The organism is [Scytonema hofmanni] UTEX 2349, assembly GCF_000582685.1.
In the GTDB taxonomy this organism is placed as follows: Bacteria; Cyanobacteriota; Cyanobacteriia; order Cyanobacteriales; family Nostocaceae; genus Hassallia; species Hassallia hofmanni.
On sequence record NZ_KK073768.1, the window covers coordinates 2,901,813 to 2,921,956 of the forward strand.

Genomic DNA, 20,144 nt, shown 5'->3' on the forward strand with positions numbered 1-20,144 from the left:
ACTTTAAATTGTCTCCAGTCATGCAAGTAATAACATCTGCCGTAGGGTTATCAGAAAAGCAAACCCCAGTTTGCCATTCTTGGGAAATTTCCGAAGCGATCGCTTTATTGGAAACCGATCCAACAACTGGATTGAGTGATGCGGTAGTTAAACAGCGTTTTGCGAAATATGGCGCAAACGAACTTACGGCGAAGAAAAGCAAAGCTTGGTGGTTAAAGTTTCTGACGCAATTTAACCAACCGTTACTAATCATCTTGCTGTGTGCGGGATTGGTTAAAGCGCTATCTGGCAGCTTTGTGAATGCGGGAGTGATTTGGGGTGTCACCACAACCAACGCGATTATTGGTTTCGTACAGGAATCAAAAGCCGAAGGAGCGATCGCTGCTTTAGCGAAAGCGATAACTACAGAAACCGTAGTTTTACGCGATGGTCAAAAATTACGCATTCCTTCCCAAGAGTTAGTTCCTGGGGATGTGGTGCTGCTTACCTCTGGTGATAAAGTCCCCGCAGATTTACGGTTAATTCAAGTTAAAAATCTCCAAATTGATGAATCGGCGCTCACAGGTGAATCTGTAGCGGTTGAGAAAATTACCCAACCTTTAAAGATAGACACACCCCTCGCCGAACGGAAAAATATGGCGTATGCAGGTGGTTTCGTTACCTTTGGGCAGGGAATGGGTATTGTAGTTGCGATCGCTAACAATACTCAAACTGGGCGAATTTCGCAGTTAATGGAGCAACATACAGATGTTTCCACTCCCTTAACTCGCAAATTCGACAAATTCAGCCAAAATTGGCTGTATATGGTGTTGGGATTGGCAACCCTCACCTTTGTAGTTGGACTTAGTTACAGAGATTTCCAAGATGCTTTAGAAGCAGCCGTCACTTTAACTGTGAGTGCGATTCCTGAAGGTTTACCAGCCGTAGTTACAGTCACACTAGCGATCGGCGTTTCGCGAATGGCAAAGCGACATGCAATTATCCGCAAATTGCCGGCGGTGGAGACTTTAGGAAGTGCAACTGTGATTTGTTCCGATAAAACAGGTACTTTGACTGAAAATCAAATGACGGTGCAAGCAATTTATGCGGCGGGACATCAATATAAGTTGACTGGGGTCGGTTATAATCCTGAAGGGGAGATTGTAATTGATAACAAAGTTGTTGACTTAAATCGCCATCGTGGATTGCAAGAATGTCTGATTGCAGGTTTGTTATGCAACGACTCGCATTTAGAAAAGAAGAATGGGAAGTGGGTAGTATTGGGCGACCCGACAGAAGGCGCGTTAATTGCATCTGCCGAAAAAGCGGGTTTTAGCCAGTCGATGCTTGCCAAGCAAATGCCCAAACTAGATGGGATTCCTTTTGAGTCAGATTTCCAGTACATGGCGACTTTGCACGTAACTGCAAAGGGAAAGACGATTTACGTCAAAGGCTCAGTAGAAGCGATTCTCCAGCGCTGTACGTTGATGCTAAATAGTGATGGACAGACACGTCCAATGGATTGTGTCGAAACCTTACGCCAAACCACCATTGAGCGGGAAGTGAATATTATGGCACGGCAAGGCTTGCGGGTGCTAGCTTTGGCGAAAAAGCCGATGTCAGATGAGCAAACGACGGTGGATCATGGTGATATAGAGACAGGATTGATTTTCCTCGGTTTGCAGGGAATGATCGATCCACCCCGTGAAAGTGCAATTAAAGCCGTGCAAGCTTGTCAAAATGCCGGAATTCAGGTAAAGATGATTACAGGCGATCATGCAGTCACAGCACAAGCGATCGCTCGTCGCATGGGAATCAATAAAAATGGTTCAGTGCTGGCTTTTACTGGTGCAGATTTAGCGCAAATGAATCCAGCCGAACTTGCACAAGTCGCCGAAGAAGGTGTAGTATTTGCCCGTGTCGCACCTGAACAGAAACTGCGTTTAGTTGAAGCTTTGCAATCAAAAGGTGAAGTTGTCGCAATGACGGGGGATGGTGTAAACGATGCACCGGCTTTGAAACAAGCAGATATCGGCATTGCGATGGGTGGTTCAGGTACGGAAGTTGCCAAAGAAGCAGCAGATATGCTGCTAACTGATGATAATTTCGCTTCCATTGAAGCTGCGATCGAGGAAGGACGGGCAGTTTATAAGAATCTTCTGAAAGCAATTTGCTTTATTCTCCCTGTCAACGGTGGAGAATCGATGACAATTTTACTCAGCACTTTGTTATCGAGAGACTTACCGATTTTATCGTTACAAGTTCTCTGGTTAAATATGCTCAATTCCATCACAATGACGGTACCTTTAGCCTTTGAACCGAAAGCTGCAAACGTGATGACACAACCACCACGTCATCCCAATGAACCGTTACTTTCTGGGAGTCGGATAAAGCGAATTTTAGCAATTTCTTTGTTTAATTGGTTGGTGATTTTCGGAGTATTTGAATATATTCGCTCCTCGACGGGAAATATAGATTTAGCTCGAACAATGGCGATAAATTCTTTGATTGCAGGACGAATTTTTTACATGCTGAGTATTAGTCAGTTAGTGCCTAACCTCATTGCCAAAATGGATGGGACGATTAAAGAAAATGTCGATATTCCGGCGATTGGACTTGGAATTGTGGGAGCGATCGCTTTGCAAATTGTCTTTTCTCATGTGCCTTTAATTAATCAAGTATTTTCAACTGCACCTTTGAGTTTTCAACAGTGGTTATTCTGTTTAGCTGTGGGTTCACCGATGATTATTTGGGCAACGTTTGTAAATAGGTTAGATCCACCGAATTAAGGCATAATATTTTAACGCAAAGGTACGCTAAGGGAAGCGCAGAGGTACGCAGAGTCTTCGTTAACACCTTTGCGTACCTTTGCGTAAACCTTAGCGTACCTTTGCGTTTAAAAAAGATGAACTCAAACATTTGGAATGGTCTGGTAAAAAGAGGAATTCACGCTCTTATTTAAAGTTGCTATCGGTGATTGTAAGCAAGATATACTTTTAATTATGGTTTTTCTTTTAATTAACATATGCGATCGCCTGATTTACCTAATTATATTAAAAAAATAGACTCTCGACACCGACTGGCTACTTCTATTTGTTTAGCCACATTCGTATTAGTCATACTTCCCCATTCACTGCACTTACCTACACGCATTCTCGCTGCTTGGAATTGTGGGATTTATTGTTTGTTAACCTTGAGTTTGGTGATGATGTTCAAGGCTACCCCACAAACAATGCGACGTAATGCTAAACTTGAATATCAAGGTCGTGTGGCTATCTTTATTTTAATTGTTGCTGCTGCTTGCGCTAGTGTCTTAGCTATTGGATTTTTACTCACTGATAAGGGAATTTCTCCAATGCTGTTAACTCTACATGTTCTACTTGCTGTGACGACAATTATCGGTTCTTGGTTGCTAGTGCATACAGTATTTGCACAGCAATATGCACGCAATTATTATCAAGACCATGAAAGCAGTAATGAGCAAATAGCCGGTGGTCTAGATTTTCCTAGCGATGTCTCACGACAAGCCCCTTTGGGTCTACGCCAACCTGATTTTTGGGACTTTTTATATTTTTCTTTTGTCATTGGCATGACAAGTCAAGTTTCTGATGTACAAACAACATCACGAGATATGAGACGTTTAGCTTTATTACATGGAATATTATCCTTCTTTTTTAATACTACCATTTTAGCAATGAGTATCAATATAATTGCCTCATTAATTAACAAATAAATTCTTATATGAAGATTGAAAACGATAAAATAATGATTCGTCACATGCAAGACGAAATACGCGATTATCAGTTAATGGCAAAATGGCTGACTGATGAGAGAATCTTAGAATTTTACGAAGGAAGAGATAATCCTTTCCCTATAGAAAGAATCATCGAAACATACAAACCTATGGTTATCGGAGATGATCCGGTTATCCCTTGTCTCGTTTATTATGAAAATATACCTATTGGTTATATCCAATATTGCTTGCTAGATGACTTATCGGAAAACGACAGACAAAGCTATTGTCTAGATGAAACAAATAATGTTTATGGAATTGACTTATTTATCGGTGAAAGCAATTATTGGAATCAAGGAATTGGCACGAAAATATTATCAACCCTTGTCAACTATCTTTTTGCAGAATTACAAGCGGAGAAAATTGCCATCGATCCAAACGTGAAGAATACTCGTGCTATCCGCTGCTACGAGAAATGTGGCTTTGAAAAAGTGAAAATATTGCCAAAACATGAACTACATGAGGGAAAATATCAAGATAGCTGGTTAATGGTCACAAGAGAGAAATAAATCATTAAACTAAAAGAACTCCCTCCAATGCCGACCTAAAGACCGATGACTCAACAACCTGCACGAATTTGTATACTTGGTGGAGGCTTTGGTGGTCTCCATACTGCCTTACGCTTAAGTCAGTTACCTTGGGAATCCAGCCAAAAACCGGAAATTGTTCTCGTAGATCAAAGCGATCGCTTTCTATTTTCCCCCCTCCTCTACGAACTTCTCACCGGGGAATTGCAAACTTGGGAAATTGCCCCACCCTTTGAAGAACTTTTACAAAGCACAGGTGTACGTTTTTGTCAATCAATCGTATCGGAAATTGACATAGACCAGCAAAGAGTACACTTACAGAATAGTCAGGAAATTCCCTACGATCGCTTAGTTTTAGCGCTTGGTGGAGAAACACCCTTAGATTTGGTTCCTGGTGCCTCATCCCACGCCTACCCCTTCCGCAGCATTGCTGATGCTTATAATCTAGAAGAACGTCTGCGCGTTTTAGAAGAATCATCACTAGACAAAATTCGCATCGCAATTGTTGGTGGTGGTTACAGTGGTGTTGAGTTAGCTTGCAAACTTGCAGACAGATTAGGGGAAAGAGGACGCTTTCGTTTAGTTGAACTCAGCGATCAAATTTTGCGGACTTCCCCAGAGTTTAACCGTGAAGCTGCGACAAAAGCATTAGAATCGAAGGGTGTGTTTATTGATTTAGAAACCAAAGTTGAATCAATTACTCAAGATAGCATTTCCCTAGATTATAAAAATCAAGTTGATACAATTCCCGTAGATTTAGTAATTTGGACAGTGGGAACGCGAGTTAGTCCAGTAGTTAAAAATCTTCCCCTTAAACAAAATCAACGCGGTCAAATTACCACTACACCAACTCTACAAGTAATTGACCATCCAGAAATCTTTGCTTTAGGAGACTTAGCAGACTCCCATGATATCGAAGGTCAGCAAGTTCCCGCAACCGCCCAAGCAGCTTTTCAACAAGCTGATTATACAGCGTGGAATATTTGGGCAACTTTAAGCGATCGCCCTTTACTTCCCTTCCGCTACCAGCAGTTAGGGGAAATGATGACACTGGGGATAGACAATGCTACCCTCACCGGTTTAGGAGTTAAACTAGATGGTTCTTTGGCAGCTGTTGCTCGTCGTCTAGCTTACCTCTATCGGATGCCAACTTTAGATCATCAGCTAAAAGTTGGTTTTAATTGGCTAGCACGTCCTATCATCGAAATACTTTCGTCCTAGAGACTTTCATGTGATAGCATTAACGGTTCATACATATTGTAGAGACGTTCCGTCGGAACGTCTCTACGACGGTTACAGCATGAGATAATATGATTTCATCACACAACAAATTATAAAAATCTCTTTCTTTAGTCCCCAGTCTCCATCTACCTTCAGAAAGCGTTACAAATATTGCTTCTTAATAGGGTGCGTTACGCAGTTGCTAACGCACCTTACTAATTTAAAATCTACTTTACTAAAGCATTCAACACTTGGTACTATGGAACGACCTAAAGTTATTTTTTTAGATGCTGTTGGTACACTGTTCGGAGTTAAAGGCAGTGTCGGTGAAGTTTATAGTCAGATAGCGCAAGAATTTGGTGTGCAAGTTCCTGCCGATACTTTAAATAAAGCATTTATCCAAAGCTTTAAAGCATCCTCACCACCGATATTTCCCGGTGCAGAACTACAAGATATTCCTCAGCGTGAGTTTGATTGGTGGTTGCAAATAGCTTGTCACACATTTGAACGTGCAGGTGTTCTCCCACAATTTTCTGATTTTTCAGCTTTTTTTAGCGAACTTTATATTCACTTTGGTACAGCCGAACCGTGGTTTGTTTATCCTGATGTTTTAGCATCATTAGTCAACTGGCAAGGTTTAGGAATTCAACTAGGGATAATTTCTAATTTCGATTCTCGCATCTATTCGGTATTACAAGATTTGCAACTCAGAGAATTTTTCACTTCTATTACAATTTCCACCCAAGTAGGTGCCGCTAAACCCGATCGCCAAATTTTTCTTACTGCTTTAGAAAAGCATAACTGTCCACCTGAATTAGCATGGCACATCGGCGACAGCATTAAAGAAGATTATCACGGTGCCAAAGCAGTTGGACTCAGAGGTATTTGGATTAATCGGAATGGGAAGAGTTAGTGGATGGTGGATAGTGGGTAATAGTTATAGCGGTTCTCGCTTGAGTGAGGTACAAGAACCCCACCCCCAACCCCCTCCCCGCAAGCAGGGAGGGGGCTATGATGTACCTCATGTGATTAGGAAACGCTATAGTTGTTATTGGATAGTGAATAACTATTGACTCTTGACTCTTGACCAACAACTAACACCCAAAAACTTGCAAAACTTGCACTTCCTCACCAGGATTAATTAAACTTTTACCCACAGGTAGAATAGCTAAAGCGTTGGTTTGCGCTAAATTTATTAAGTTTCCCGAAGTGTGACTACCACCAGCTACCTGAAAGTGGTAAAATCCATCAATTAAATGCAACTTACCCCAAAGGTAAGTTTCCCGCTTGCCATCCGATCGCAGTTCCGAATGCGATCGCGCTTTCACAAAACTCAGCCAATTGTCAGCAAGTCCAGACATCTTTTTGATTGCCGGTTGCACAAATCGCCAAAATGTCACCAAAACCGCAGCCGGATTTCCTGGTAAACCAAAATATAAACAATTCTCATTTGGGAAGGTAGCGAAAGTCAGCGGTTTACCTGGTTTGATTCCCACAGATCGAATGTGAATTTTTGCGTTTAAGGATTCGAGAATTTGCTCAATGTAGTCGTAATCTCCCACGGAAACCCCACCAGAAGAGATAATGATATCGGCATTAGCAACAGCGTCAGAAATCGTTTGTTTTAAAACTTCTGGCTCGTCCTTAACAATTCCTAACATTAACACTTCTGCCCCAGTTTGTCTGACCAAAGAAGCGATCGCATACTGATTAGAATCCACAATTTGTCCTGGTTCCAGCCGTTTGTCCGGCATTACCAATTCATTTCCACTGGAAAATATAGCTACACGCACTTTGCGGTAAACACGTAATTGCGTACATTGAGTAGCAGCTAAAACGGCAATTTCCGGCGCATTCAACACAATTCCTGCGGGCAGTAATTCTGTCCCAGCTTGATAATAAGATGCTTGATGTCGGACAAATTCTTGCGGTTTGGGTGTAGTGAGGATGAAAACGCGGTTATCTTCCAAGCGAGTTTTTTCCTGCATAACTACCGTATCCGCACCTGCTGGCATCACCGCACCCGTGAAAATTCGCGCAGCTTGCCCCAGCTTAATTGTACACTGAGGCTGATACCCAGCGGGAATTTTTTCAACAACTTCCAAAACCGCTGGTGTTTCCTCGCTAGAATTCTGTACATCTTCATAACGCACAGCGTAACCATCCATCGCCGAATTATCCCAATGGGGAAAATCTAAGTTACTTGTGACAGGTGTCGCGAGAATGCGATTATCTGCAAGTAAATCGACAAATTCTGTATCTCGCTGATTATCGAGCGATCGCACCAAATTTAAAATAATTGCTTCTGCATCACTGACTGAAAACATAGCGATTCTTACTTTCCCTGTTAACTTTCTCTAGTTTGTCATTGAACATAGGAGTGAAAATGAATGTAGAGACGTAGCACTGCTACGTCTCATCAAGGGTTTAGGGCAACGCATAATTAATTTATACTCCTATGTCTATTAGACATCTCCACAAAAGATGTAGAGACGCGAAATTTCGCGTCTAATCAAGGGAAATTTCGCGTCTAATCAAGGGTTTCGGTTAACGATAATTAATTTCCACTCCTATGTCTATTGGATTCCAATATATTTATGTATTTGCAAAGAAAGCCGATAGTGAGGATTTTGTTGTAGCAATTGTAAAACTAAAGGTATGGTTTTTGCTGAATTGTTCCATTCAGGTTGCAAGTAAACAGGCAGGCTAGATTGAGCAGATAGATATTTTTGATAAAAGTCAACTTCTGCACCAGTTTCTATCACTATCTTCACTTCATTTGTCCGGTTCCAAAACTGCTTCTGCACTGGATATCTAGGATTAACGTGTTCCTTGGGAGATAAAGTAATCCAAACCGCAGGAGAGACTTCTTGCCAAAAAGCTCCAGAAGTTTCAATACTGACTTTCTTTCCTTCTGCCAAAAGAGCTTGCACCAATTCAGGTAAATGCTTTTGAATAAATGGTTCTCCACCAGTGATTACCACTCTGGGAGATTTTATCTCAGCTAAAAGTTCGTGGATGGAACGGTAAGTTCGGGGTAATTTGGCACCACCATCACTATAACCAGTGTCGCACCAAGGGCAGCCCACTGGACATCCAGACAAGCGAATAAAGTCTACTAAAGAACCAGTCCAGTATCCTTCACCTTGAACTGTACTTTGAAAAGTTTCATGAATTGGTAACTTGATCTCTAACATTGATACAATTGTTGATGCAGTCTTGATATCTAAAAAGTGAAAAGATACACGTTTTAGTAGAAGAGGACTTATACCAATTCTACGCCGTGAGCCATTAGAAGATACATTGCACCGAGTTTTGCGTTTTAAAAGAGCGATCGGATGCGTTTTGGAGTATGAATTATGTCTAACGTGGAATTTCCAGCCAAAGTTGAGAATGGGATTATCGTTGTTCCTGAAGAATTTAAGTAAGAATTAGCAGAAGTTAGCACTGTGAGGATTGTTCTATTCAAGCAGCCTAAAAAACAAACCATACAATTCGATATTATGGATGAACTAGCACAAAAGCCTGTCTCAGTACCGGGAATTCGCTCAATTACTCGATTTGCAGATGCACTAGCAATAATTAATCAGCCGCACCATCTGCCAACCCCTATATAAACACTTATTTTGTATGACTATCGACCGAGTACCCCAAAAACATTATCCTAAGGTTGACATCGGACGACGCGCTATGGCATTGGCAACTGATTTCCTTGGTGTCTGGTTACTCAGTTCGACATTCGGTAGCGATCAAATTGGCATTCAATTTGTGCAAATATTAGTTTTTGTGATTGGTTGGGGAATAACGCGGGTGTTGGTAGTGTACAACAATCAAGGGCAGAGTTTAGGACGTTGGGCTTTCGACATGAAGCTGCTAGAAGTGGAAGATGGGCAAGTAGTAGGCAGAATTCCAGATTTGCAGTCTCTTCTCAAAAGAGAAGCTATAATTTGTTTTGGTGCGCTTTTAATATCAATTGCCCTCGGCAACATTATTAAAAACCCCACTGCTATAGTGCTAGTGATTCCCCTGGCAATAGACTGTGGGGCAGCCTTATCAGATACCCAGATGCGTCAGGCTTTGCACGATCGCTATGCTGGTACTATGATAGTTTCGTCGCGTCGAGGCTATTCGCTGGATATAAAAATCAAGCGACTAGTTGAAAAAACACGACGTAATATGAGAAAATAGTAATTTGTGTTAATTCTCTTCAGGCTTTACTGTTTGTAAGATTATGGCTAAAAGTAAAGGTGCTCGCATAATTGTGACCCTAGAGTGTACAGAGTGTCGGTCAAATGCAAATAAACGTTCTCCTGGTGTTTCACGTTATACCAGTACAAAGAACCGTCGCAACACAACCAATCGGCTAGAACTGAGCAAGTTCTGCACCCACTGCAACAAACATACCGTTCACAAGGAAATCAAGTAAAAGATGAGTTATTTCCGTCGTCGTCTGTCTCCGATTAAGCCTGGAGAACCAATCGATTATAAAGATGTGGATTTATTACGTAAATTTGTCACCGAAAGAGGTAAGATACTTCCACGTCGGATTACCGGACTGACTTCTCAGCAACAGCGAGAGTTAACATTAGCGATCAAACGCTCCCGGATTGTGGCATTGATGCCTTTCATCAATGCTGAAGGCTAAAAAGAGTTGTGAGTGATGAGTGCTGAGTTATGAGTTTTTTATTAACTCCTAACTCGTAACTCCTGACTCATAAGTATTAATTAAAAGTATTCACTAATTAAGATGCGAGAGTTGTGGAGAAGGGGACGCTAGTTGAATTTAGAGTTCAAGGCGATCGCCGTCTGGGTGTAGTAGAAAAACCAGACGGCAAAACCCGTTGGTTTGTGGTAGATGAACGTAGTCAGTCCCACAGCCTCGCGCCTAGACAAATCACCTATACTGTGAATGGGCAAACCTACAAGCCCTCAGAAATTAAAAGCTTTCAAGAACAAGTTAAGGATTATTTAGATCCATCAAGTTTGGAGATCGCTTGGGAATTACTGGTTGAGGATGGAGAAACCGTCACTCCCAAGGAAATGGCGAATTTGCTATTTTCTGATTCAGATGCGACTTTGTGTTACGCCGCTCATTGCTTGTTATCAGATGATAAAATGTATTTCAAGCAAAAGGGAGAGGGTTACGAACCTAGAAGCGCTACGGCTGTTGCAGAACGCAAACACCAGCTAGAAATAGAGGCTTTAAGAGCGAAGGGACAGCAGGAATTTTTAGATCGTGTAGAACAAGCGCTCAAAGGCGAATCGGTGGAGTGGCAGCGGCACGAACGCCATAGAATAGAAGCAGTAGAAAAATATGCAGCTCTACTTGCGGATATCGTGCGTGGGGGTGTAACTTATGACACTTTGGGTCGCGCTTATCCCCCCCCGGCTCCAGTATTGGAAACCATCACCATGCTAGGGCGTCCTGCCACCCCCCAAGGAGCCTTTCAACTATTAATTGATTTGGGTTGGTGGAGTCCTCATGAGAACTTATTCCTACGTCGTTCGTCAATTCCGGTTCAGTTTCCTAGCAAGGTATTAGAAGTGGCGCAACAGCGTTTGGATTTTCCACCAGCAGACTTAGATAGCGATCGCCTGGATCTCACACATTTAAAAGTTTACACAATTGATGATGAAAGCACAACTGAGATAGACGATGGTCTAAGTTGGGAAAGACTTGCAGATGGGCAAGAACGCTGGTGGGTACATATTGCCGATCCCACACGCTGGTTAGAGCCAGAAGACGAATTAGACTTAGAAGCCAGAAAACGCGGTAGTACAGTTTATCTGCCTACGGGAATGATTCCCATGTTCCCCGAACTCCTAGCAACCGGACCCATGAGCTTAATTCAGGGTAAGGTGTGTTGCGCTCTCAGCTTCGGGATAATTTTAAATCAATCTGGGGCAGTAGATAATTATAGCATACATGCGAGTTTAATTAAACCGACATATCGGCTAACTTATGAAGATGTCGATGAAATGCTGGAATTGGGCGTAGAAGCTGAACCAGAAATCGAAGCGATCGCCAACGGAGCAACTAGACGCAAACAATGGCGCTATGCTCAAGGAGCAATCAGCATCAACATGCCGGAAGCAATGATTAAAGTCAAAAATGACGAAATCAGCATCGACATATTAGATGACTCCAAATCGCGCCAACTCGTAGCCGAGATGATGATTCTTGCCGGTGAAGTTGCGGCACACTACGGTAAAACTAACAACATTCCTCTGCCATTTCGCGGTCAGCCACAGCCAGAATTGCCCCCCGACGAAGAATTGCTACTGCTACCAGCCGGATTTGTCCGCGCTTGTGCTATGCGTCGCTGTATGCCGAAAAGTGAAATGAGCATCAACCCCCTGCGTCATGCCGGTTTGGGATTAGATACCTACACTCAAGCCACTTCTCCCATCCGTCGCTACAGCGACTTACTCACCCACTTTCAACTAAAGGCACATCTGCGCGGTGAAGTTCTGCCCTTTACAGCAGATGAACTCAAAGAAGTGATGATGACAGTGACTGCCATCACCCAAGAATTAACGATGGTGGAAAGGCAAACTAATAGATATTGGGCTTTAGAATATTTGCGGCGTCATCCACAGCAAGTTTGGCAAGTTACAGTTTTGATGTGGTTGAGGGAAGATAGCAATTTAGCACTAATTCTTATAGAAGATTTAGGCTTGCAATTGCCCATGACTTTTAAGCGATCGGTAAATTTAGGGGAACAAATATCGGTGAAAGTAAGCCATTCCGATCCGCAAAAAGACGTAATTCAGTTTCAGGAAATAATCTATCAAGAAGCGCAGTCAACAGCGAATTAAGACCTTACCTCTAACTTTATCAAATCTTTTTTTGTAAAAGAGTGATCGCTAACTCTAAGCTGTTCAAATTTGTGAGTATAAACCACCCTTCTTTAAGTGCAATTACTCCAACTTTGCGCTTCCACTTAAAGAATATAATATTAGAATAAGGGTTATTTATAGATTAAGATATGAGGCAAGTTATTCTCTACAAAGACGAAGACGGCGTTTGGATTGTAGAATGTCCAAGCTTGAAAGGATGTGTTAGTCAGGGAAAAACCAAACACGATGCTCTCTCCAATATTAAAGAGGCGATCGTAGGTTACATTACAGCTTTAGAAGAAGATGGATTATCTGTACCCGAAGATAATTTTGAAACCTTTTTGGTAGTCGTGTGAGCAAATTACCTAGCATTTCCGCAAAAGATTGTATTAAAGCGTTAGAAAAAATTGGTTTTTACGAAAAACGTCGAGAAAGCAGTCATATTATTATGCGGAGAGATGAGCCATTTGCCCAAGTTATTGTTCCAGACCACTCAGAAATTGCTAAAGGAACTTTAAGAGCTATAATTCGAGATATTGAGGTGAGCGTTGAAGAATTTATCTTATTGCTGTAAATTTTAATAGTTTCAGTCAGGACTTACGTAATAACTACGCAGTTACGTCACTGCCATGTAAGGAACTAATCTCAAAGTCTTGTTTTCTGATTACAATTGCGTAAGTCCTGTGAGTGAAGGTTTCAAAAATTTTAAAACAAGCTTACATTCGCGAAGCACCAAAAGCATCGTGTTTCTACATATGTCACCAGCTAATAACAAAGTGCTAATTTTTGACACCACCATGCGTGATGGTGAACTTACCCCTGGTGTCAAAATGAATTTGCAACAAAAAATCAGCATTTCCCAACTGTTAGAAAACATGGGAATAGATATTATTGAAGTTGGTTATCCAGGCATTTATCAAAAAGATTTTGAAGAAGTTTTCCAAATTTCTCAAATAATTAAAAATTCTATTATTTGCGGATTAGCAAGTGCAAATAAAGATGAAATAATTACTCTTGCTGAAGCGATTAAACCAGCCAAAAGAGGCAGAATTCATACTTATAGTTTGGTAAATCTGAAAAATCAATCTATCAGTGCAGAGCAAGTATTAGCAATAATCAAAGATAGTGTATCTCTGGCACGAAATTACTGCGATGATATCGAATGGAGCGCATTTGATGCTCCTAGAAGTGAGCCTGATTTTTTGTGTCAAGCTATTGAAACTGCAATCAAGAGTGGTGCTAAGACAATTAATATTCCTGATAGCTTAGGTTTGGCATCACCAGAAGAATTTTCGCAACTTCTACAAATGATTTTTAACCGCGTGCCAAATATTGATGAAGCTGTGGTTTCAGTTCACTGTCATGATGATTTAGGTATGGCAGTGAAAAATTCGCTGATTGCCTTAAATTGTGGCGTCAGGCAGATTGAATGTGCAATTAATGGTTTGGGTGCGAGAAAGGGAAATGCAGATTTAGAAGATGTTGTGATGGGGGTTTTACAACAGCGGAATTATCAAGTTGATATTGACACTAGATTAATGAGTAAAGCTTCAGACTTAGTTGCGGAAATCTCTGGAATTGTTTAGATAAATTGCGATTAGTAGGAGTAGATGAAATGAAGCTTGATGAACTACTCAATCGCTACCCTCATGCCAGACGGAAGTATTTGGGAAAGGGAAAATGAGCAATTTTTTTAATATTCAAGATAGTAAAAAAAAGCTCCTGTTGAAAAACAGGAGCCTTAAAACTATTGATTGTCAGTGATGAAAGTTAAAAACTTTGTAATCTAGTCAAGTGGTTTCATTGACATTACTGGTTCGGTATCACGGTTGATTCCTTTCTCGAATCCACCTGATGCAGCACGAGCGCGACCGGCGTGCCACAAGTGACCAACCAGGAAGAAGAAGCCCATGACAAAGTGGAAACATGCCAACCAAGCGCGAGGAGATACGTAGTTAAAAGAGTTGATCTCCGTAGCCACACCACCCACAGAGTTCAAAGAACCTAGAGGAGCGTGAGTCATGTATTCAGCGGCACGACGAGCTTGCCAAGGCTGAATATCGTTCTTGATTTTTTCCAAGTCAAGACCGTTGGGACCGCGTAGAGGCTCCAACCAAGGACCTCGGAAATCCCAGAAGCGCATGGTTTCTCCACCGAAGATGATTTCACCAGTAGGAGAGCGCATCAGGTATTTACCTAGACCGGTAGGACCTTGTGCAGAACCGACGTTAGCACCCAAGCGTTGGTCACGAATCAAGAAGGTTAAAGCTTGAGCTTGAGAAGCTTCAGGACCAGTAGGACCGTAGAATTCGCTGGGGTAAGCGGTGTTGTTGTACCAAACCATGAGGGAGGCGATGAAAGCCATCAAGGACACAGCGCCAATACTGTAGGAGAGGTAAGCTTCACCAGACCAAATCAAGGCGCGACGTGCCCAAGCAAAGGGTTTGGTGAGAATGTGGAAAATACCGCCTGCTATACAGACAAAGGCAACCCAAATGTGACCGCCAATGATATCTTCCATGTTATTGACGCTGACAATCCAGCCTTCGCCGCCGAAGGGGGATTTAATCAAATAACCGAAGATAGTGGCTGGGTTCAGTGTGGGGTTAGTAATTACGCGAACATCACCACCGCCTGGTGCCCAGGTGTCGTATACCCCACCAAAGAACGTTGCCTTCAACACCAACAGAAGCGCACCGCATCCTAAGATGATCAGGTGGAATCCGATGATATTGGTCATCTTGTTCTTATCTTTCCAGTCGTAACCAAAGAACGAAGAATACTCTTCTAAGGTTTCTGGACCGCGAACGGCGTGATAGATACCGCCAAAACCTAGTACTGCCGAAGAAATCAGGTGGAGTACACCGACTACGAAGTAGGGGAAGGTATCGATGACTTCACCACCTATACCAACACCCCAGCCCAAGGTGGCTAGGTGAGGTAGTAAAATCAAGCCCTGTTCGTACATTGGCTTTTCGGGAATGAAGTGAGCGACTTCAAACAAAGTCATCGCTCCAGCCCAGAATACAATCAAGCCAGCATGAGCTACGTGAGCACCTAGCAGTTTGCCGGATAAGTTGATTAAACGAGCATTACCAGACCACCAAGCGAATCCAGTGGATTCTTGGTCACGTCCGCTGCCCATTACCGAAGGTCTATTAGAGAGCGTTACCACGCGGTAGTACCTCTTCAGGGAATATAAATTGTTCGTGAGGCTGATCTTGAGGAGCCATCCAAGCGCGGATACCCTCGTTCAGCAAAATGTTCTTGGTATAGAAAGTTTCAAACTCTGGGTCTTCTGCCGCACGCAATTCTTGCGATACAAAGTCATAAGCCCGCAGGTTCAACGCCAAACCGACAATTCCAATTGCTGCCATCCACAAGCCTGTGACTGGGACAAACAACATGAAGAAGTGCAGCCAACGCTTGTTGGAGAAAGCAATCCCGAATATCTGTGACCAGAAACGGTTTGCTGTCACCATTGAGTAGGTTTCTTCTGATTGAGTTGGGTTGAAGGCACGGAAGGTATTTGCACCTTCGCCATCTTCAAACAGAGTATTTTCAACTGTTGCACCGTGAATCGCGCAAAGTAATGCACCACCCAATACACCGGCTACACCCATCATGTGGAAGGGGTTGAGGGTAAAGTTGTGGAAGCCTTGGATAAACAAGATGAAGCGGAAAATTGCCGCTACGCCGAAGCTAGGAGCAAAAAACCAACTTGATTGTCCCAAGGGGTACATCAAAAATACGCTGACGAATACAGCGATGGGGGCAGAAAAGGCGATCGCATTATAAGGACGAATCCCTACTAAGCGAGCGATTTCAAATTGGCGTAACATGAAGCCGATTAAAGCAAAGGCTCCGTGTAAAGCCACAAATGCCCACAATCCACCCAATTGAAACCAACGGGTGAAGTCGCCTTGTGCTTCTGGTCCCCACAGTAACATTAAAGAGTGTCCCAAGCTATTTGCTGGGGTCGATACTGCTACTGTCAGGAAGTTACAGCCTTCCAGATATGATGAGGCTAACCCGTGGGTGTACCACGAGGTGACGAATGTTGTACCGGTTAGCCAACCGCCTAGTGCCAGGAAGGCGGTTGGGAATAATAATATCCCTGACCAACCTACGAATACAAAGCGATCGCGCTTCAACCAGTCGTCTAGTACGTCAAACCACCCTCTACTGGGGGCGCGTCCTACTGCGATGGTCATTACAGGAAATCCTCTTTTTACTAAAATTGCGACGTTTTGGACGTTTTGAGGAATTAACGTTTTTTTGACACTCTCACCAGCTTACATGCTGTTGAGATTCTGAGAATCTAGCGAATTAATCAACGCCATTTCTCAGTTGCGCCTTCATAATCACCACTTACTGCTATATTTAGCTTGTGGTAACTTAATGATTCTTAATTTATCACATCTTGCCCGGTTTGCGTCGATCCACGTTAGTAAATCAGGTATCAAACACGAGGCTCTTAATTAATATGAATATCAGAATTTTTACAATTTGACACAGGTTTTCTCAGAAATCTTAAAACTAGAGTCGGAAAACTTGCTTGCAATACATCCTCTTGGGGTGGCAGACTTTTTTTAGGTGAAGATATTACGCGAAATAGGCAGTTCAATGACGGCATCAACAACCATCAATACAGGCGATCGCTCCGCTACAAACGTTTTACATCAAAAAGTTCTCGGTTCTCGTCGGTTCAGCAACTACTTGTGGGCAACTATCGTTACCTTAGGGTCTACAGGCTTTTTGCTGGCAGCAATATCCAGTTACCTCAAAGTCAATTTACTCATAGTTAGCGATCCAACTCAACTAGTATTCGTCCCTCAAGGATTGGTAATGGGGTTATATTCCGTTGCTGGCTTTCTTTTAGCCTTATACCTGTGGTTAGTAACTTTATGGGATGTGGGAGGCGGATACAACGAGTTTGATCGGGAAACTGGGAAAATAAAAATTTTCCGCTGGGGATTTCCTGGCAAAAACCGTCGCATTCAGCTTGACTTTGCCACACAAGATGTACAATCTGTTCGAGTGGATCTTAAAGAGGGTCTAAATCCACGTCGCGCTCTTTACCTGCGAGCTAAAGGTCGCCGAGATATTCCACTCACACGGGTAGGTCAACCATTATCCCTAACAGAGTTAGAAGTTAAAGGTGCCGAGTTAGCCCGCTTTTTGCAAGTTCCACTAGAAGGACTTTAAAGCTGTGTTTGACAGAGTTTTATTGAGTATTTTGTTTGTAGTCGGCACTTTGAGTGCCATTTTGAGCGCTGAAGCGCTCACTACTTATGAAATATGATTTGCCTCGCGGCACTGGTGGTTTAAGGGTATGCTTAGTACTTATGCTGTCTTTCATTCCACATGACTGAAGAAGTGGAATGGAAAACTAGCCGAAAATTTTTGTAAGTAACAATGCGCTTAAAAATTCCACAGTTTTTACTTGCTCTAGTGATTGTTGGTGGATTGATGTTGGGGGGATGTTCAGCACAGCAGGCTGCTAATAATGCTTCCCCATCCTCCACAGCTACCGAGTTAGCTACAGAAGCAAGCACCAAGACAACTACAGAGGCAAGCTCTGGATCTCAAAATACAAATAATCAGAGTATTCCCGGAATGAAAGATTTACCAAGACTCGAAGGTAAGGCTACTGTAGTGATGACCGTGAAAGGTTCGCCGATTACTATCGAAGTAGATGGCACAAACGCCCCTATTACCGCTGGCAACTTCGTCGATTTAGTCCAACGGGGTGTTTATGATGGGTTATCTTTTCATAGAGTAGTGCGCCAACCGCAACCGTTTGTGGCTCAAGGAGGCGATCCCAAAAGTAAAGACCCGAAAACACCAACACAACTTTTGGGAACAGGTGGTTTTATTGACCCAAAAACTGGAACTGAGCGCTCTATACCTTTAGAAATTAAGCCAAAAGGTGCACAGCAGCCTGTATACAGCAAGACGATTACTGAAACGCCTGTTTTGACACATAAACTTGGTGCTGTAGCAATGGCGCGATCGCAACAACCAGACTCTGCTTCCTCCCAGTTTTATTTTGCACTCGCCGATCTCGACTTTCTAGATGGTAGCTACGCCGTATTTGGCAATGTCACCAAAGGAATGGATGTAGTTAACAAAATTCAGCAAGGCGATCGCATTGACTCTGCTGAAGTCACCCAAGGTGCAGAAAATTTGAAAAATGGCGGGAAGTAAGATTGGGCATTGGGCAATGGGCATTGGGTAATGGGCATTGGTAATTAAAGAAACTTGATTTTCGATGCGCGTTCTATTCTAATAGAATTTCTTCAATGCCCAATGCCCCATGCCCCATGCCCCATTAGTTGCTGTCACTGGTATTGGTCTTGTTTCCGCTTTGGGTACAAGCTTAGAGGATAGTTGGCAGCAATTAATTGCTGGTAAATCTGGAATTAAATTACATCAACCATTTCCAGATTTAGAACCACGTCCTCTAGGTTTGATTGGTAAGCAACCAGTTGAGTTAAGAATACTAACTCAACTAGTTGTTGATTCGGCTTTGAAAGATGCTCTTTTAATTCCACCTTTGGCTGATTGTGGCGTTGTCATCGGCTCAAGTCGCAGTCATCAGGCTTCCTGGGAAGAGATGGCAAGGGGGAGACAAGGAGATGGGGAGACAAGGAGATGGGGAGACAAGGGGGACAAGGGGGACAAGGAGAATAATTCTTCTTTCCCCCCCTCCCCCTCTCCTCTTTCTTGGTTGGATAGTTTGCCTCATATGAATGCGATCGCCGCAGCGCGACAAATCGGTGCAACAGGGATAGTTTTAGCACCGATGGCTGCATGTTCTACAGGAATTTGGGCGATCGCTCAAGCAGTTTTACTCATTCAAAGTGGGCAATGTCAGCGAGTAATTGCCGGCGCAGTCGAAGCTCCCATTACACCGCTAACAATAACTGGATTTCAACAAATGGGCGCAAGCGCGAAAACTGGAGCTTATCCGTTTGATAAACACCGCGAAGGCTTGGTTTTAGGTGAAGGTGCGGCTGTGTTTGTCTTGGAATCAACAGAGTTAGCAAGGCAGCGTCAAGCAAAAATATATGGTCAAATTCTCGGTTTTGGCTTGACAGCAGATGCATATCATGACGTTAGACCTGAACCTGAAGGTAGAAGTGCGATCGCTTGTATAAAGCAATGTTTAGAACGCAGTCACTTAACCTTCTCGGAGATTGATTACATTCATGCTCACGGTACGGGTACTCAGATGAATGACCGAATAGAGAGTATGGTAATACAGCGGTTGTTTCCTAAAGATGTGGCAGTAAGTTCGACAAAAGGCGCAACAGGTCATACTTTAGGAGCATCGGGAGCAATGGGAGTGGCTTTTTCCTTATTGGCGTTAAAAAATCAAATTTTACCGCCTTGTGTTGGGTTGAAAGAGGCTGAGTTTGATTTAGATTTCGTAACGACAGCGCGTGAAGCTGAAATTCGGCAAGTGTTATGTTTAAGTTTTGGGTTTGGTGGACAAAATGCGGCGATCGCCTTGGCTAAAGAGTTTTAAGATTCACCTAAAAGTCGCACAGCAAAGCCTTGTCCAAAACTATTAGCAAGTTAGAATCTACTACGTCTTAGTACAGCGATCGCATTAATTCATGACGAAAATTTATCATAAAAACTCTGCGTCACTTTGCGCTTACCTCCGCGCTACGAGTGCGTTAAAAAACGCGCTCGTTCTTACCCAAAAATGTACTTAGTTTATTTGTTGTTCTGCCTGAATACGTCCTATAAGGTTTTAATATCCTCCTTGGAAG

The 20,144-nt window shown here is 42.7% G+C and carries 19 protein-coding genes; 15 read left to right on the plus strand and 4 right to left on the minus strand.

The genetic code is table 11. From position 1 onward, the window contains the following. Positions 1-20: 20 nt before the first annotated feature. The 5 genes from TOL9009_RS0117980 to TOL9009_RS0118000 all read left to right on the plus strand — a co-directional run bounded on the left by TOL9009_RS0117980 (position 21) and on the right by TOL9009_RS0118000 (position 6,433). Complete coding sequence (locus tag TOL9009_RS0117980) at positions 21-2,768, plus strand: HAD-IC family P-type ATPase (protein ID WP_029634016.1); 2,748 nt, start codon at positions 21-23, stop codon at positions 2,766-2,768. A 236-nt stretch (positions 2,769-3,004) separates the two neighbouring features. Further along, positions 3,005-3,712 (plus strand): DUF1345 domain-containing protein, encoded by a 708-nt coding sequence (locus TOL9009_RS0117985; RefSeq protein WP_029634017.1) that lies wholly within the window; start codon positions 3,005-3,007, stop codon positions 3,710-3,712. Positions 3,713-3,720: 8 nt separating this feature from the next. Next, on the plus strand, positions 3,721-4,281 hold the full coding sequence (locus tag TOL9009_RS0117990; protein ID WP_029634018.1) for a GNAT family N-acetyltransferase: 561 nt from the start codon (positions 3,721-3,723) through the stop codon (positions 4,279-4,281). A gap of 45 nt (positions 4,282-4,326) precedes the next feature. After that, positions 4,327-5,520: an NAD(P)/FAD-dependent oxidoreductase gene (locus TOL9009_RS0117995; RefSeq protein WP_029634019.1), complete on the plus strand. Its 1,194-nt coding sequence runs from the start codon at positions 4,327-4,329 to the stop codon at positions 5,518-5,520. Between the two features lie 259 nt (positions 5,521-5,779). After that, positions 5,780-6,433, plus strand: coding sequence for an HAD-IA family hydrolase (locus TOL9009_RS0118000; RefSeq protein WP_029634020.1), 654 nt, complete (start codon positions 5,780-5,782; stop codon positions 6,431-6,433). Positions 6,434-6,614: 181 nt separating this feature from the next. Here TOL9009_RS0118000 and TOL9009_RS0118010 read toward each other — a convergent pair whose 3' ends face one another. Next, positions 6,615-7,847: a molybdopterin molybdotransferase MoeA gene (locus tag TOL9009_RS0118010; RefSeq protein ID WP_029634021.1), complete on the minus strand. Its 1,233-nt coding sequence runs from the start codon at positions 7,845-7,847 to the stop codon at positions 6,615-6,617. Positions 7,848-8,096: 249 nt separating this feature from the next. Further along, positions 8,097-8,717: a 7-carboxy-7-deazaguanine synthase QueE gene (locus TOL9009_RS0118015; RefSeq protein ID WP_029634022.1), complete on the minus strand. Its 621-nt coding sequence runs from the start codon at positions 8,715-8,717 to the stop codon at positions 8,097-8,099. Between the two features lie 433 nt (positions 8,718-9,150). Between TOL9009_RS0118015 and TOL9009_RS0118025 the strand changes: the two genes are divergently transcribed. The 7 genes from TOL9009_RS0118025 (at position 9,151) to TOL9009_RS0118050 (ending at position 13,946) form a co-directional block, all read left to right on the plus strand. Then, positions 9,151-9,708 carry an RDD family protein gene (locus tag TOL9009_RS0118025; protein ID WP_029634023.1) on the plus strand — a complete coding sequence of 186 codons (558 nt, stop codon included), beginning with the start codon at positions 9,151-9,153 and terminating at the stop codon, positions 9,706-9,708. Between the two features lie 43 nt (positions 9,709-9,751). Then, the gene (rpmG, locus tag TOL9009_RS43615; protein WP_072022147.1) at positions 9,752-9,946 is read left to right on the plus strand and encodes a 50S ribosomal protein L33; all 195 of its coding nucleotides are present in this window, start codon (positions 9,752-9,754) and stop codon (positions 9,944-9,946) included. A gap of 3 nt (positions 9,947-9,949) precedes the next feature. Next, positions 9,950-10,165, plus strand: a complete 216-nt coding sequence (gene rpsR, locus TOL9009_RS0118030) for a 30S ribosomal protein S18 (protein ID WP_029634024.1) — start codon at positions 9,950-9,952, stop codon at positions 10,163-10,165. 113 nt (positions 10,166-10,278) lie between these two features. After that, entirely contained in the window at positions 10,279-12,339 is a 2,061-nt protein-coding gene (locus TOL9009_RS0118035) for a ribonuclease catalytic domain-containing protein (RefSeq protein WP_029634025.1), read from the plus strand. 170 nt (positions 12,340-12,509) lie between these two features. Continuing rightward, positions 12,510-12,716, plus strand: a complete 207-nt coding sequence (locus TOL9009_RS0118040; protein ID WP_029634026.1) for a type II toxin-antitoxin system HicB family antitoxin — start codon at positions 12,510-12,512, stop codon at positions 12,714-12,716. Next, on the plus strand, positions 12,713-12,934 hold the full coding sequence (locus TOL9009_RS0118045) for a type II toxin-antitoxin system HicA family toxin (protein ID WP_029634027.1): 222 nt from the start codon (positions 12,713-12,715) through the stop codon (positions 12,932-12,934). The genes TOL9009_RS0118040 and TOL9009_RS0118045 overlap by 4 nt, the downstream gene beginning before the upstream one ends. A 181-nt stretch (positions 12,935-13,115) precedes the next feature. Beyond that, a complete protein-coding gene (locus tag TOL9009_RS0118050; RefSeq protein ID WP_029634028.1) occupies positions 13,116-13,946 on the plus strand; it encodes a beta/alpha barrel domain-containing protein in 831 nt (276 codons plus the stop codon). 200 nt (positions 13,947-14,146) lie between these two features. Here TOL9009_RS0118050 and psbC read toward each other — a convergent pair whose 3' ends face one another. Continuing rightward, positions 14,147-15,535: a photosystem II reaction center protein CP43 gene (psbC, locus tag TOL9009_RS0118055; protein WP_029634029.1), complete on the minus strand. Its 1,389-nt coding sequence runs from the start codon at positions 15,533-15,535 to the stop codon at positions 14,147-14,149. Next, positions 15,519-16,574 (minus strand): photosystem II D2 protein (photosystem q(a) protein), encoded by a 1,056-nt coding sequence (psbD, locus tag TOL9009_RS0118060; protein WP_029634030.1) that lies wholly within the window; start codon positions 16,572-16,574, stop codon positions 15,519-15,521. Before psbD ends, psbC begins: the two co-directional genes overlap by 17 nt. Before the next feature lie 412 nt (positions 16,575-16,986). Here psbD and TOL9009_RS0118065 point away from each other — a divergent pair, with 412 nt between their 5' ends. The 3 genes from TOL9009_RS0118065 (at position 16,987) to TOL9009_RS0118075 (ending at position 19,894) form a co-directional block, all read left to right on the plus strand. Then, complete coding sequence (locus tag TOL9009_RS0118065; protein ID WP_029634031.1) at positions 16,987-17,568, plus strand: photosystem I assembly protein Ycf4; 582 nt, start codon at positions 16,987-16,989, stop codon at positions 17,566-17,568. Between the two features lie 210 nt (positions 17,569-17,778). Continuing rightward, positions 17,779-18,570, plus strand: coding sequence for a peptidylprolyl isomerase (locus TOL9009_RS0118070; protein WP_029634032.1), 792 nt, complete (start codon positions 17,779-17,781; stop codon positions 18,568-18,570). A gap of 109 nt (positions 18,571-18,679) precedes the next feature. Beyond that, the gene (locus tag TOL9009_RS0118075; RefSeq protein WP_029634033.1) at positions 18,680-19,894 is read left to right on the plus strand and encodes a beta-ketoacyl-ACP synthase; all 1,215 of its coding nucleotides are present in this window, start codon (positions 18,680-18,682) and stop codon (positions 19,892-19,894) included. Positions 19,895-20,144: the final 250 nt, after the last annotated feature.

Bases quoted from the DNA above. Each gene is read 5' to 3' on its own strand.
- TOL9009_RS0117980 (WP_029634016.1), top strand. From the start codon at position 21: ATGCAAGTAATAACATCTGCCGTAGGGTTATCAGAAAAGCAAACCCCA.
- TOL9009_RS0117985 (WP_029634017.1), top strand. From the start codon at position 3,005: ATGCGATCGCCTGATTTACCTAATTATATTAAAAAAATAGACTCTCGA.
- TOL9009_RS0117990 (WP_029634018.1), top strand. From the start codon at position 3,721: ATGAAGATTGAAAACGATAAAATAATGATTCGTCACATGCAAGACGAA.
- TOL9009_RS0117995 (WP_029634019.1), top strand. From the start codon at position 4,327: ATGACTCAACAACCTGCACGAATTTGTATACTTGGTGGAGGCTTTGGT.
- TOL9009_RS0118000 (WP_029634020.1), top strand. From the start codon at position 5,780: ATGGAACGACCTAAAGTTATTTTTTTAGATGCTGTTGGTACACTGTTC.
- TOL9009_RS0118010 (WP_029634021.1), bottom strand. From the start codon at position 7,847: ATGTTTTCAGTCAGTGATGCAGAAGCAATTATTTTAAATTTGGTGCGA.
- TOL9009_RS0118015 (WP_029634022.1), bottom strand. From the start codon at position 8,717: ATGTTAGAGATCAAGTTACCAATTCATGAAACTTTTCAAAGTACAGTT.
- TOL9009_RS0118025 (WP_029634023.1), top strand. From the start codon at position 9,151: ATGACTATCGACCGAGTACCCCAAAAACATTATCCTAAGGTTGACATC.
- rpmG (WP_072022147.1), top strand. From the start codon at position 9,752: ATGGCTAAAAGTAAAGGTGCTCGCATAATTGTGACCCTAGAGTGTACA.
- rpsR (WP_029634024.1), top strand. From the start codon at position 9,950: ATGAGTTATTTCCGTCGTCGTCTGTCTCCGATTAAGCCTGGAGAACCA.
- TOL9009_RS0118040 (WP_029634026.1), top strand. From the start codon at position 12,510: ATGAGGCAAGTTATTCTCTACAAAGACGAAGACGGCGTTTGGATTGTA.
- TOL9009_RS0118050 (WP_029634028.1), top strand. From the start codon at position 13,116: ATGTCACCAGCTAATAACAAAGTGCTAATTTTTGACACCACCATGCGT.
- psbD (WP_029634030.1), bottom strand. From the start codon at position 16,574: ATGACCATCGCAGTAGGACGCGCCCCCAGTAGAGGGTGGTTTGACGTA.
- TOL9009_RS0118065 (WP_029634031.1), top strand. From the start codon at position 16,987: ATGACGGCATCAACAACCATCAATACAGGCGATCGCTCCGCTACAAAC.
- TOL9009_RS0118070 (WP_029634032.1), top strand. From the start codon at position 17,779: ATGCGCTTAAAAATTCCACAGTTTTTACTTGCTCTAGTGATTGTTGGT.
- TOL9009_RS0118075 (WP_029634033.1), top strand. From the start codon at position 18,680: ATGCCCCATGCCCCATTAGTTGCTGTCACTGGTATTGGTCTTGTTTCC.